This is a genomic window from Pseudarthrobacter sp. NPDC058329 (genome assembly GCF_042879835.1).
Classification (GTDB): domain Bacteria; phylum Actinomycetota; class Actinomycetes; order Actinomycetales; family Micrococcaceae; genus Arthrobacter.
Genome location: NZ_JBHVZR010000018.1, coordinates 37,843 through 51,507, shown reverse-complemented (window position 1 = coordinate 51,507; position 13,665 = coordinate 37,843). Strand labels below are relative to the sequence as shown.

10 protein-coding genes are annotated in these 13,665 nt (G+C 66.1%); 5 read left to right on the top strand and 5 right to left on the bottom strand.

All coding sequences use genetic code 11. The features are described 5' to 3' along the window. Window positions 1-33: 33 nt before the first annotated feature. Window positions 34-1,425 (bottom strand): class II 3-deoxy-7-phosphoheptulonate synthase, encoded by a 1,392-nt coding sequence (locus ACFVYC_RS18875; protein WP_387553126.1) that lies wholly within the window; start codon window positions 1,423-1,425, stop codon window positions 34-36. Window positions 1,426-1,677: 252 nt separating this feature from the next. Continuing rightward, on the bottom strand, window positions 1,678-2,520 hold the full coding sequence (locus ACFVYC_RS18870) for a lysophospholipid acyltransferase family protein (protein ID WP_387553124.1): 843 nt from the start codon (window positions 2,518-2,520) through the stop codon (window positions 1,678-1,680). A gap of 110 nt (window positions 2,521-2,630) precedes the next feature. Between ACFVYC_RS18870 and ACFVYC_RS18865 the strand changes: the two genes are divergently transcribed. Genes ACFVYC_RS18865 through ACFVYC_RS18855 form a run of 3 tightly spaced genes read left to right on the top strand, consistent with a single transcriptional unit; the run spans window position 2,631 to window position 4,781 of the window. After that, a complete protein-coding gene (locus ACFVYC_RS18865) occupies window positions 2,631-3,419 on the top strand; it encodes an alpha/beta hydrolase (protein WP_387553122.1) in 789 nt (262 codons plus the stop codon). Beyond that, entirely contained in the window at window positions 3,416-4,231 is an 816-nt protein-coding gene (locus tag ACFVYC_RS18860) for an alpha/beta hydrolase (protein WP_387553120.1), read from the top strand. The genes ACFVYC_RS18865 and ACFVYC_RS18860 overlap by 4 nt, the downstream gene beginning before the upstream one ends. Next, window positions 4,218-4,781, top strand: coding sequence for a hypothetical protein (locus ACFVYC_RS18855; protein ID WP_387553118.1), 564 nt, complete (start codon window positions 4,218-4,220; stop codon window positions 4,779-4,781). Before ACFVYC_RS18860 ends, ACFVYC_RS18855 begins: the two co-directional genes overlap by 14 nt. A 21-nt stretch (window positions 4,782-4,802) precedes the next feature. On the opposite strand, the gene ACFVYC_RS18850 is transcribed toward ACFVYC_RS18855, so the two are convergent. Beyond that, window positions 4,803-5,894, bottom strand: a complete 1,092-nt coding sequence (locus tag ACFVYC_RS18850) for an ROK family glucokinase (RefSeq protein ID WP_387553116.1) — start codon at window positions 5,892-5,894, stop codon at window positions 4,803-4,805. A 178-nt stretch (window positions 5,895-6,072) separates the two neighbouring features. Here ACFVYC_RS18850 and ACFVYC_RS18845 point away from each other — a divergent pair, with 178 nt between their 5' ends. Beyond that, the gene (locus tag ACFVYC_RS18845) at window positions 6,073-7,881 is read left to right on the top strand and encodes an AMP-dependent synthetase/ligase (RefSeq protein WP_387553114.1); all 1,809 of its coding nucleotides are present in this window, start codon (window positions 6,073-6,075) and stop codon (window positions 7,879-7,881) included. Between the two features lie 125 nt (window positions 7,882-8,006). Here ACFVYC_RS18845 and ACFVYC_RS18840 read toward each other — a convergent pair whose 3' ends face one another. Together ACFVYC_RS18840 and ACFVYC_RS18835 are read right to left on the bottom strand one after the other, a co-directional pair. Further along, window positions 8,007-9,044, bottom strand: coding sequence for an AAA family ATPase (locus tag ACFVYC_RS18840; RefSeq protein ID WP_387553112.1), 1,038 nt, complete (start codon window positions 9,042-9,044; stop codon window positions 8,007-8,009). A gap of 100 nt (window positions 9,045-9,144) precedes the next feature. Further along, on the bottom strand, window positions 9,145-12,543 hold the full coding sequence (locus ACFVYC_RS18835) for a pyruvate carboxylase (RefSeq protein WP_387553110.1): 3,399 nt from the start codon (window positions 12,541-12,543) through the stop codon (window positions 9,145-9,147). A 301-nt stretch (window positions 12,544-12,844) separates the two neighbouring features. Here ACFVYC_RS18835 and ACFVYC_RS18830 point away from each other — a divergent pair, with 301 nt between their 5' ends. Then, a complete protein-coding gene (locus tag ACFVYC_RS18830; RefSeq protein ID WP_387553108.1) occupies window positions 12,845-13,663 on the top strand; it encodes a ParA family protein in 819 nt (272 codons plus the stop codon). Window positions 13,664-13,665 lie beyond the last annotated feature (2 nt).

The window sequence follows — 13,665 nt, the reverse complement described above, 5'->3', positions numbered from 1 at the left end:
CCCACACCAACGAACCTCCGGTGCCAGGCAGGATCAGTGCTTGGCGAGTGCGCCTGCCACCAGGAACGCCATTTCGAGCGACTGCATGTGGTTGAGCCGGGGGTCGCAGACAGACTCGTAGCGGTCCAGGAAGGCTTCCTGGTCGATCGGGTCCGCGCCGCCGAGGCACTCGGCGACGTCATCGCCGGTCATTTCCACGTGCAGGCCGCCGGGCACGGTCCCCAGGGCGTGGTGCACCTCGAAGAAACCGCGCACTTCGTCAATGACGTCGTCGAAGTTGCGGGTCTTGTACCCGTTCGGGGACGTCACGGTGTTCCCGTGCATGGGGTCGGTGACCCAGAGAACCTGCGCGCCCGAGGCGGTGACCTTCTCGACGACGGCGGGCAGCTTCGAGCGGATGTTGCCGGCACCCATGCGGGTGATGAAGGTCAGCCGGCCGGGCTCGCGCTCCGGGTCCAGCTTGTCGATCAGGCGGAGGGCGTCGTCGCCAGTGGTGGACGGGCCCAGCTTGACGCCGATGGGGTTCCGCACCCGGGACAGGAAGTCCACGTGGGCGTGGTCCAGTTCGCGGGTCCGTTCCCCGATCCACAGGAAGTGCGCGGACGTGTCGTACGGGAAGCCGGTGCGGGAGTCGATGCGGGTGAGTGCACGCTCGTAATCCAGGAGCAGGGCCTCGTGGCTGGCGAAGAACTCAACGCGCTTGAGCGCCTCGAAGTCCGCGCCGCAGGAATCCATGAATTTGATGGCACGGTCGATGTCCCTCGCCAGGGACTCGTAGCGCGCGTGTGCCGGGTTTTCGGTGAAGCCCTTGTTCCACTGGTGCACCGAACGGAGGTCCGCAAAGCCGCCTTGGGTAAAGGCTCGGATAAGGTTCAGCGTGGAGGCGGAGGTGTGGTAGGCGCGGAGCATGCGTGCGGCGTCGTGGCCGCGGGATTCCGGCGTAAAGTCGTAGCCGTTGACAATGTCGCCGCGGTAGGCGGGAAGTGTGACGCCGTCGCGGGTTTCATCGTTGGACGAGCGCGGCTTGGCGAACTGGCCGGCCATACGGCCCATCTTGATAACGGGCATCGCGGCGCCGTAGGTCAGTACCACTGCCATCTGCAGGATGGTCTTGACGCGTGCACTGATTTTGTCGGCTGTGGCGGCTTCGAAGGTTTCTGCGCAGTCGCCGCCCTGAAGCAGGAACGCCTTGCCCTGGGCAGCAGCCGCCAGCCGTTCGCGGAGGACGTCCACCTCGCCGGCGAATACCAGCGGCGGAAGCACGGAGAGTTCCTTGACCGAGGCATCGAACACGTCCCTGTCCTGCCAGCTGGGCTGCTGGGAGACGGGCATGTCCCGCCAGTCATCGAGTCCGGGATAGTTGGCCGCTCCGCTCTGGGCGGTGCTGGACAGCGAGAAGGCAGGTTTTGCAGATAGCTCAGTCACCTTCTAAGACTAACGGTCCGCAGGTGCGCGGAACACCGCGGTGTCACGTGTCCAGGGCAGGGCGTCACAGACATTCACCGGACCGCCGACGGCGCGGGCCGGCGGGCACTGCGCCGCTGCTGGCACTGAGTGGGCTGGCATGCGCCGCCGCCGGCCCGGCTCAGGCGGTGGCGGCAGCCCCGCCGTCGTCCTGCTGCTTCCCCGGCTCAGGCGGTAGCGGCAGCCCCGCCGTCGTCCTGCTGCTTCCCCGGCTCAGGCGGTAGCGGCAGCCCCGCCGTCGTCCTGCTGCTTCCCCGGCTCAGCAGCCTGCGGCCCGGCAGGTGCGGCACCGGCGTCAGCTTCAGGGCCGGGCTGGATGCCGTCCAACGGCACCGGCGTGGCAAGCGGCTCTGCATCCACAGCCGAATCCAATGGCTTGGCTGCGAGCCGGAGCTTCACCACAGCCGCGTACTCATCCACGTATTCCTGCCCGGAGAGACGCATCAGCTCGAACATGATCTCGTCCGTGACCTGCCTCTGGACCAGCCGGTCCTCTGCCTGGTCGTGGTACCTGCTGAAGTCCATCGGTTCACCGAAAATCATGCCGATCCGCCGGATGTTCGGCAGGCGCTTACCGATTGGCTGCACCTTGTCCGTACCGATCATTGCCACGGGAACCACCGGCACGCCGGCATTGAGCGCGAGCCTGGCCACTCCCACCTTGCCCCGGTAGAGGCGCGAATCGGGGCTGCGCGTGCCCTCCGGGTAGATGCCCAGCAGCCCGCCATGTGAGAGGACATCCATGCCGGCACTCAGCGAGGCCTCCGAGGCGGCGCCGCCGGACCGGTCCATGGGGAGTTGGTTGGTGAGGCGAAAGAACATGGCCGTCAGCCTCCCCTTGATCCCGGTGCCGGTGAAGTACTCCGACTTCGCGAGGAACACCACAGGACGGCGGACCATCAACGGCATAAAGATCGAATCGGAAAACGAGAGGTGGTTGGAGGCGATAATCGCCGCGCCCGCGGCCGGAATGTTGTCCAGGCCCTTCACCCAGGGGCGGAAAAGCAGCTTCAGGACCGGACCCAGAAAGATCCTTTTCATCACCCAATAGAACACGTGCAAAACCTCTCCGAAGGCAGCCTTCAGGCGCCGCATCGGGCCTGGCCAGCAGTTCAATGCAACCCTACTCTAGTGAGATTTGACCGGAACAGTGACACGATGGAGTCATGAGCGAAAGCAGCATCCCGTCCCGTCCCGCCGCTTTCAGCTATCCAGGCCACGGTGCCAACGCCCGCATCGGCGTGGCGATCTGCCACGGATTCACCGGCAGCCCGCTGAGTGTGCTGCCGTGGGCAGAGCACCTCGCTTCCCAGGGGTACGCAGTTACGGTACCGCTGCTGCCCGGGCATGGGACGGATTGGCGCGAGCTCGCCCGGACACGCTGGAGCGACTGGTACGGCAGCTTCGAAACCGCCTACCTCGAGCTTTCGGAGCGGACCGAAACGTGCTTCGTCGCGGGGCTGTCCATGGGTGGAGCCATCGCACTGCTGGCTGCCGCCCGGCACCCCGTGGCGGGTGTTTCGGTGGTCAATCCCGGCCTTAGCTTCTACGACCGCCGGGTACGCGTCATTGGCGTGCTGAAGTATTTCCAGAAGACCACCCTCCCCATCCAGGAGGAGCAGCCAACGGCGGTGGCGACCGAAGACGGCGACTATTCGCGCACTCCCCTCGCCGCTGTGCACGAGCTGAAGAAGCTGTTCGGTGCGGCCACCAGGGGGCTGCCGCGTATCACGGTTCCCGTGCAGGTGTTCAAGTCGCACACGGACATAGTTGTTCCGCCCACATCGCTGGCAGTCCTGAAAAATCGCCTGGGAGCACACCTTGCGGAAGTGGTCAGCCTTGCCAGCAGCGGGCATGTGGCTACGCTGGACGTGGACGCACCGGAGATCTTTACCAGGTCCAGTGCGTTTTTCTACGCCAACGCCCGCCAGAACACCTCAGTGGAGACCCCATGACCTCCAGTCCGGACCACAGCCCCTACAGCAGTCCACATAACGGCGACGGTCCCCGGATCGGCGTGGTCCTCTCGCACGGATTCACTGGAAGCCCCCACGGCTTGCGCACGTGGGCACACGCCTTCGCCGCCGCAGGTTTCGCTGTCCGCATGCCGTTGCTGCCGGGCCACGGCACCAGCTGGCAGGAACTTTCCCGGACCACGTGGCAGCAGTGGCACTGCGCGCTTGATGACGCGTACCTGGAACTGGACGCTGACTGCGATCATGTCTTTGCGGCCGGGCTCAGCATGGGTGGCGCGCTGGCTTTGCGGATAGCGGCCACCCGACCGGTTGCCGGAGTGGTCCTGGTTAACCCGGCACTCGTGATCGATGACCCCCGTGCGCCCCTGGCCGGGATACTGAAGCTGATCATGAAAAGCACGCCGGCCATCGCCAACGACATCCTCAAGGAGGGCATGGACGAGGGTGCCTACAACCGCACCCCGGTAGCTGCCGCCCACGAACTTAATAAGATGTTCAAGGACACCATCAGGATCCTGCCCAAGGTCACGGCTCCCGTCCACGTTTACCGGTCCACCGTTGACCACGTGGTGTCAGACTCCAGCATCGTGGCGCTCCGCCGCGGGCTGACGCACGCGCCCGTGGAGCTGGTCCGGCTGGAAAACAGCTATCACGTGGCCACCCTGGACAACGACGCCGACCAAATCTTTGCTGGCTCGGTGGACTTTATCCGCGGTGTAATTTCCGCTGCCGGCCCTGCGTCCGCAACAGCTGCACTGCCCCGCCGGGAGGCTTCCCATGAACAGTCCTGACGCCGGCCCGCCGGACCAGGGCGCCAACCACGACGACGCCGTCTGGCTTGACCTCGTGGCCCGCCTCGAATCGGACTCCCGGGAAGGCCGTGTGGAGGGCGGCACCGCCGACGGCCCGGAAGCGCCCAAAGGCACGCCCGCCGCCACGGGCAGGTCCGCCACGTTCCGGGACTTTGATCCCCTGGGACTTGCCGGAGCCGCCCCTACCGAACTGTCCGCCGCCGAGCGTCAGGACCCGGCGTCCGGAGGCAGCACGGCCAGGGACGGCAACGAGGCGGCCGGGCCGCGCGACTATGACGTGGACGGGGACGATGGCGGGTTCATTCCCGAAGATCCGCCCAGCCTGGCCGGAACGGACCCGCTGACCATGCTGGCTTGGCTGGCCGCAGTGGGCGGACCCATAGCCCTGCTGCTGTCGGCCATGTTTTGGCGCTCGGCACCCTTGCTCGCCGTCGTGGGCATCGTGGCCGTGTTTGTCCTGGGAACGGTTTACCTGATCATGAAGCTTCCGCAGGAAAAAGACGAGAACGACGACGGCGCCCGCGTTTAGTGCCCCGCACCGCCTGATGCCTCAGGCGCGTACCCGGCTGCTCACCCGGGACAGATCCGCCGCCCCAATCAGGCCGGCGTTTGGTCCCAGCGCCGCCAACTGTATGCCTGCGGCAGGCCGGAATCCGCGGCCGGTAAGGTTGCGGGAAAATGCTTTGCGGGCAGGTTCCACCAGCAGGTCCCCGGCGGAACAGAGGCCCCCGCCGATAACGAACAGGCCGGGATCCAGCGCAGCCGCCAGGTTGGCCAAACCCAAGCCAAGCCACTCACCCACCTCGTCGATGAGTTCTCGGGAGGCGGCGTCACCTGCCAGGGCCAGGTCCGTGACGATCGCACCAGTGATGGTTTCGGTGTTGCCACCCACGGCTGCCAGCAGGTCCTGGGCCACCGGGGAGTTGGCCCGCGCCAGAATGCGCGCTTCACGCCCCAAGGCATTTCCGGACGCATACTGCTCCCAGCACCCCCGGTTCCCGCACTCGCACCGATGGCCGCCGGGCATGATGATTTGGTGGCCGAATTCTCCGGCTACGCCAAACCTGCCGCGCTCCACCCGCCCGTCCATCACCATGGCCCCGCCGATTCCGGTGCCGAGGGTGATGCACACCAGCCGGTCCTCACCCTGCCCGGCACCGAAGCGCCATTCCGCCCATGCCGCGGCGTCGGCGTCGTTCGCGAGGAGGACGGGACGGCGCAACAGGTGCTGGAGGTTTTCCCGCAGCGGTTCGTTCCGCCAGGCGAGGTGCGGGCTGAAGAGCACGGTGCCGCCGTCGAGGTCCATCCACCCCGCGGCGCCGATCCCCACTGACCAGATCCGGTGCCCCCGGCCAAGCTCCTCCACGAGTTCGACAATGACCTTTTCCACAGCCCGCGGGTCCGTGCCCGGCGTCGAGCGGCGCGCCTCATTGAGGATCCTGCCTTCGGCGTCCACGACGCCGGCAGCCACCTTGGTGCCCCCGATGTCGATGCCGATGGCAAGGCCCTTCCGCCCAAGCCGCAGATGCTCGCGGAAGCCCTCGCCGTGACGCAGCCTGGTCCGGCCGGCGGCTGGCCGCCGCCTCCACGGAGCTGCTCGTCGCAAGGGGCCGGCCTGTTCGCCGGGGGGCGGTGCATACATAGTCAACCATTCTAGGCGGGCGGTTCCGGGGCCGACGGAGGCCGCACCCGGCATGTCCCGCTGGCAGCATTGACGCCTAAGTTACTCGTCAGTAGGTTTAGATACTGCATGGCCCGGTACCGGCGTACTAGTCTTTAGACATACCCTGCGCGGGTCTTCGGATATCAAAGGAGCTATAGTGCGCGAATTCAGTGTTCCGCCTCTTGTTGTTGTCCCACCGGAAACCAACATCACTGATCTGGTGTTGCGGCAGGCTGCAAAGCCCAGCAACCCGGCACTGTTTTCGCGGCTCGACTCCGCCGGTGCCTGGCAGGACATTTCGGCTACGGAGTTCCTGGCCGACGTCTCAGCCCTGGCCAAGGGACTGATGGCAAGCGGCGTGGCTGCGGGCGACCGGGTGGGTATTATGTCCCGCACACGCTACGAATGGGCCCTGGTGGATTTTGCCATCTGGTTTGCGGGAGCAGTGTCGGTTCCGATCTACGAGACCTCCTCCCCCTCGCAGGTGGCCTGGAACCTCGGCGACTCCGAGGCGGTGGCAGCCTTCGGCGAAGCAGCACACCATGAGGACGTGATCCGCCAGGCGGTGACTGCCGAGGGACTGACAGCGCTCCAGCACGTGTGGCAGCTGGAAGGCCACGGCCTGGATGCCCTCCGTGAAGCCGGCCGTGGGGTCAGCGACGCGGACCTTGAGGCGAGGCGCGCCACCGCCAACCTGGACGATGTTGCCACCATCATCTACACCTCCGGCACCACGGGCCGGCCCAAGGGCTGCGAACTCACGCACGGAAACTTCGTTGAACTCTCGGACAACGCGCTCGAAATCATCGGCGAGATTGTCCACGAGAACGCGAAGACCATCATGTTCCTGCCGCTGGCGCACGTTTTCGCACGCTTCATCTCCGTTCTGGCCATGGCTGCCGGAACCACGGTGGCCCACACCCCAGACATCAAGAACCTGCTCGCTGACCTGCAGAGCTACGAGCCCACCTTCATCCTTGCCGTGCCCCGCGTCTTCGAAAAGGTTTACAACTCGGCGCTGACCAAGGCAGAGGACGGCGGCAAGGGCGCTATCTTCCACAAGGCCGCGGACACCGCAATCGCCTTCTCCAAGGCGCGCCAGAACGGGCGGGTGGGCCTTGGCCTCAAGGTTCGCCACGCCATCTTCGACAAGCTGGTGTACACCAAACTGCGCGCCGCCATGGGCGGCCACGTTGCACATGCGGTATCCGGCGGCGGGCCCCTGGGTGAACGGCTGGGGCACTTCTTCCAGGGCATCGGCCTGCAGGTCCTCGAAGGCTACGGCCTGACCGAAACCACGGCCCCCATCTCCGTCAACACTCCGTCGCTTATCAAGATCGGATCAGTCGGCAAGCCGCTGCCGGGGAATGCCGTCAGGATTGCCGAGGATGGTGAAATCCTCACCAAGGGTGTCTGCGTGATGAATGGCTACTACAAGCGCGAGGACCTTACCTCGGATACTTTCGCCGACGGATGGTTCCGCACCGGCGATATCGGCCGCCTCGATGAAGACGGCTTCGTGTGGATCACCGGCCGCAAAAAGGAAATCATCGTGACCGCCGGCGGCAAGAACGTGATCCCTGCGCTGCTCGAGGACCAGATCCGCGCCGACGCCCTGGTCTCACAGGTGCTGGTGGTCGGCGACAACAGGCCCTTCATTGGAGCGCTTGTCACCCTGGACCAGGAGGCCCTGCCGGGCTGGCTGCAGCGCCACAACCTCCCCGCCGGCACCTCGCTCGAGGATGCGGCCAACAACTCCGTGGTCAAGGCCGCGGTCCAGGACCTGATCACCGCAGCGAACGCCTCCGTCTCTCAGGCCGAAGCCATTAAGTCCTTCCGGATCGTGCCCGCCGACTTCACCGAGGCGTCCGGCCACCTGACTCCGTCCATGAAGGTCAAGCGTGCCCAGGTCATGAAGGACTTCGAGACCGTCATCGAAGAGATGTACGCCGCCCCGCGTTCCTGACCAGGCGTCACTCAGAGGCAGGACCCGGTCCGGCAGCGTGCGTAAAAGCGGCTCCGCGCCCCCGATCGCCGCGAAGCGGCCTCAGCGGGGGCGCGGAATAGCACGCAGAGGATCCGGGTCCCGCCTCAGACCAGCCAGCGCCACCAGCTTGGCCGCTCCGGTTCCGGCGTCGGCTCCGGCTCCGGTTCCTCGCCCAAGGCCAGCGCGGCCTCGGCGATGTCGTCCGCCGTGAGCGTCATGACGGCCTCACGATCGAGCGCGTCGAGACTTTGTTCCGTGTCGAGTGACAGCCGCAGCGCCTGGCGGTTGAGCGCCTGCTCGAACAGCGTGCGGGCGAACCGGGCGTTGCCTGAGTCCTCGCCCGCGTGGAGCCCGGTGAAGATGCGGCGCAGCATCTGGTCCGCAGCCGGCTCCAGCATGTACTCGTGCTGGGCCAGCATCTGGTGGAAGATCGTCTGGAGTGCGTCGACGGAGTAGTCGGGGAACGTGATCTCGCGGGCGAACCGGGAGCGCAGTCCGGGGTTCGAGAGCAGGAAAGACTCCATCAGCCGCGGGTACCCGGCCACGATCACCACCAGGCGGTGGCGGTGGTCCTCCATCCGCTTGAGCAGGACCTCGATCGCCTCGGGGCCGAAGTCCGTCCGGCCGTCCTCCGGGGCCAGCGCGTAGGCCTCGTCGATGAACAGGACACCGTCGAGTGCGCGCCGGATCACCCGGTCCGTCTTGATGGCGGTCGCGCCGACGTACTGCCCCACCAGCCCCGAACGGTCCACCTCGACCAGGTGGCCCTTCTGCAGCAGGCCGACCGCTCGGTACATCTCGGCCAGGAGCCGCGCCACGGTGGTCTTGCCCGTGCCCGGGTTTCCAAGGAACACCAGATGCTGTGATGTGGCCACCTCCGGCAGGCCGTGCGCCTTACGGCGGGCCTGGACCTGGAGCAGTGCCACGAGGGCCCGCACCTGTTCCTTCACGGTCTCCAGTCCCACCAGCGCGTCGAGATCGGCCTGCACCTCGGACAGCCGCCGTGCCGGCCCGGGCCTCGCACCGATGAGATCGCCGACCAGGTCGTCGACGCGCTCCGAACCGCCGGGCAGCTTGAGTTGATCGGCCAAATGGCCGATGGTTTCGCGCAGGTCGTCGAGCGGATTGCGGCTGGCAGCCATGCATCCACTGTAGTCCTCGATCCTTCGAAAAAGTCCCCGTCCCATGTGGGACGGGGACTTCACTCGGAGGACGCTTTCGCGTTTAACCGGGGGTCAGGCCCTACTGTTCAACCACCAGCAGCAGGTCTCCACCCTGGACCTGTTCCACCGAGGAAATGGCGAGGCGGGAAACCTTGCCGGCCACCGGTGTGGTGATGGACGCTTCCATCTTCATTGCCTCGATGGTGGCAACGGTGTCGCCTGCGTTCACGGTGTCGCCGGGCTTGACCGTCACGGTGACGGCACCGGCGAACGGGGCAGCCACGTGGCCCGGCTGGGCGGGGTCGGCCTTCTCCGCGGCCTTGACGTTGCTGACCACGGAGCGGTCGCGGACCACCACCGGCCGGGACTGGCCGTTGAGGGTGCACATCACCGTACGCATGCCCTTTTCGTCAGGTTCGGACACCGCTTCGAGGGACGCGATCAGCCGAACGCCCTTCTCCAGCTGGATCTCGTGCTCCTGGCCGCGCTGCAGTCCGTAGAGATAATCCCGGGTGTCCAGGACCGAAATATTGCCGTAGGTCTCCACGCTCTTCAGGTAGTCCTTGGTGGGACCGTCGAAGAGCAGCCGGTTCAGCGTGTGCTGGCGGGTCTTCGAGTCGGACTTCAAGGCGGCGCTGTCTTCGGGGCTGAGCTCCACGTCGCGGACCTTCACGCTCCGGCCCTGGAGGGCCTTGGTGCGGAAGGGCTCGGGCCAACCGCCCGGGGGGTCACCGAGTTCACCGGACAGGAATCCGATGACCGAATCGGGGATGTCGTAGTTTTGCGGGTTTTCGTTGAAGTCAGCAGGGTCCGCGTTCAGGCCCACCAGGTGCAGGGCGAGGTCACCCACCACCTTGGAAGACGGGGTGACCTTGACCAGATGGCCCAGGATGCGGTCAGCGGCCGTGTACATGTCCTCGATCGCTTCAAAGCGCTCCCCCAGTCCCAGGGCCATGGCCTGCTGGCGGAGGTTCGAGAGCTGCCCGCCGGGGATCTCGTGCTGGTACACACGACCGGTGGGGCCCGGAAGCCCGGACTCGAACGGCGCGTAGACGCGGCGTACCGCCTCCCAGTACGGCTCCAGCGAGCTGACGGCGGCCAGGCTGAGGCCGGTGTCCCGGGGGGTGTGTGCCAGTGCTGCAACCAGGGCGGAGGCCGACGGCTGGCTGGTGGTACCCGCCAGCGATGCAGAGGCGACGTCCACGGCGTCGACACCCGCGTCCACGGCAGCCAGCAGGGTGGCCAGCTGGCCGCCTGCGGTGTCGTGCGTGTGCAGGTGCACCGGCAGGTCAAAGCGTTCCCGCAGCGCGGAGACGAGCTTCGCCGCGGCCGCGGGACGGAGCAGGCCCGCCATGTCCTTGATCGCCAGGATGTGGGCTCCGGCGTCCACGATCTTCTGCGCCAGCTCCAGGTAGTAGTCCAGCGTGTAGAGCGTCTCTTCGGGGTCCAGCATGTCCCCCGTGTAGCAGAGCGCCACTTCGGCGACGGCGGTGCCTGTGGCCCGGACAGCGCGGATGGCGGGTGCCATCTGGCTGACATCGTTCAAGGCATCGAAGATGCGGAAGATGTCGATGCCGGTGGCAGCTGCCTCATTGACGAAAGCCTCCGTGACCTCTTCGGGGTAGGGCGTGTACCCCACGGTGTTACGGCCGCGAAGGAGCATCTGGATACAGACGTTAGGAAGCGCTTTGCGAAGGGCGGCGAGCCGGTCCCAGGGGTCCTCGCCCAGGAACCGCAGCGCGACGTCATACGTGGCACCGCCCCAGGCCTCGACCGAAAGCAGTTCCGGCATGAGTGCCGTGACCGCGGGGCCGGCGGCCACGAGGTCGCGGGTGCGGACGCGGGTGGCCAGGAGCGACTGGTGGGCGTCCCGGAAAGTGGTGTCCGTGACGGCCACTGCGTTCTGTTCACGAAGCGCCCTGGCAAAACCTTCCGGTCCCAGCTCGAGGAGCCTCTGACGTGAGCCGGGTGCTGCCTGCTGGTCCTTGACGGACGGCAGCTTGCTGGCAGGGTTCGAGTGCACGGTCAACTCGCCGTTCGGCTTGTTGACAGTGACTTCAGCCAGCCACGTGAGGAGCTTGGTTCCGCGGTCGGCTGAGACCCGCGCCTTGAGCAGTTGCGGGCGCTCGTCGATGAAGTTCGTGGCGACGTCGCCGGCGACAAAGTCGGCGTCGTCAAGCACCGCCTGGAGGAAGGAGATGTTCGTGGAGACACCACGGATACGGAATTCCGCCAGGGCACGGCGGGCACGCGCAACAGCGGCCGGGTAATCCCTGCCGCGGCAGGTGAGCTTCACCAGCATGGAGTCGAAGTGGGGACTGATTTCGGCACCCGAGTAGACAGTGCCGCCGTCGAGCCTGACACCGGCGCCGCCGGCGGAACGGTAGCCGCTGATCTTTCCAACGTCGGGGCGGAAGCCGTTCGCCGGGTCTTCCGTGGTGATACGGCTCTGAAGCGCGGCGCCCCGCAGCCGTACGGTGTCCTGGGAGAGGCCGAGGTCCGCGAGGGTTTCGCCGGCGGCGATCCGCATCTGCGCCTGCACCAGGTCAACGTCGGTAACTTCCTCGGTGACCGTGTGCTCCACCTGGATGCGCGGATTCATTTCGATAAAGACGTGCTGGCCGGCGCGCTCACCAACGGTGTCAACCAGGAATTCCACGGTCCCGGCATTGACATAGTTAAGCGCCTTGGCGAACTTGACCGCATCCCGGTACAGCGCCTGCCGGATGCCCTCGTCCAGGTTGGGAGCCGGGGCGATCTCGATGACCTTCTGGTGGCGACGCTGGATGGAGCAGTCCCGTTCGAAGAGGTGCATCACGTTGCCCGCTGCATCTGCCAGGATCTGCACTTCGATATGCCGCGGGCGCAGTACGGCCTGCTCCAGGAACATGGTGGGGTCACCGAAGGCCGCATCTGCTTCGCGCATGGCTGCCTGCAGGGCCTCCGGAAGAGCCTCACGGGTGTCGACACGGCGCATTCCGCGCCCGCCGCCGCCGGCCACGGCTTTGGCGAAGATGGGGAAGCCGATCTCATCGGCAGCCGCAATAAGCTCGTCGAGGTCCTTGGAGGGCTCGCTGGACTTCAGGACGGGAACACCGGCGTCACGGGCGGCCTTCAGTGCAGCCACTTTGTTGCCCGCGAGTTCCAGCACCTCGGCCGGCGGACCAACGAAGGTAATACCGGCGTCCTTGGCCGCGCGGGCCAGGTCAGGATTTTCGGAGAGGAAGCCGTACCCGGGGTAAATGGCGTCCGCACCGGACTCCTTGGCTACCCGCACCACTTCATCAACGTCCAGGTAAGCCCGGACTGGGTGGCCCTCTTCGCCAATCAGGTAGGCCTCGTCCGCTTTCTGGCGGTGGATCGAGTTCCTGTCCTCATGGGGGAAAACGGCAACGGTCTTGGCGCCCAGCTCGTAGCCGGCGCGGAAGGCCCTGATCGCGATTTCGCCGCGGTTGGCCACCAGAACTTTGGAAAACATACTTCTCCTGCATCATTGCGGGTGGATCGGTGAGTGGTCACAGTGTCTAAGACCCACAAGGACAAACACAAATCTTTGTGTCGACCATCACAGATTTCCCCGTCATGTCCCGAGCCCTTCTGACTGCCGGGGCGGAAACCGCCCGCGCAACACAGTCGGTGCCATGCCGACGCCCGTTAAAGCAGGAATCGCCGACGCATCCACATATGATGAGTAGGGCGGCAGGACCGTCCGGCTTCGGCACTGCCGGAGCAAACATTACCCCCAACACGGCATCCGGCGTTAGGTTTTGGTCTCTCAAGTGCAAGTAGTCAGCATCAGCAGCCTCAAGGGTGGAGTCGGCAAGACTTCAGTCACCACAGGATTGGCGTCTGCAGCCCTTGCCGCAGGCATCCGCACGCTGGTGGTGGATCTTGATCCCCACGCAGACGCGACCACCGCCCTGGGCGTCCAGCCCGGCGATCAACTGGACATCGGAAGGATGCTCAAGAGCCCCCGCCGCGCCAAGCTCGCGGAAAACGTTGTGGGCAGCAGCTGGACAGCCAAGGCCCACTCCAACGGTTCCGGCCCGGCGGTCCTCGACGTCGCCGTCGGCTCTGCCTTCACGGGCATCTACGACCGTCCGGACCTCAGCCGCCGCGACCTGCGGCGGTTGTCCTCGGTGCTGGCCACCGCGGACAACTACGAGCTTGTCCTGATCGACTGCCCTCCATCCCTCAATGGCCTCACCCGGATGGCATGGTCAGCCAGCGACAAGGTCGCCCTTGTTGCCGAGCCGGGACTCTTCTCCGTGGCCGGGACCGAGCGCACCATGAGGGCCATCCAGCTCTTCCGGCAGGAGTTCGCACCCAACCTGTCCCCCGCAGGCATCGTCGCCAACCGGGTGCGGTCGGGTTCCTCCGAGCACAGCTACCGGCTGGCGGAAATGGAGTCGATGTTCGGCGAGCTCCTCCTAAGCCCGAAAATTCCCGAGCAGGCAAACTGGCAGCAAATCCAGGGTGCCGCCCACGCCGTGCACCACTGGCCCGGCGACTCAGCCAAGGCTGCAGCAGCCCTGTTCGATGACCTGCTGGCCAACCTGATGGCGGCAGGAAGCGGCCTGCGCAGCCGGGCACGCTAAGG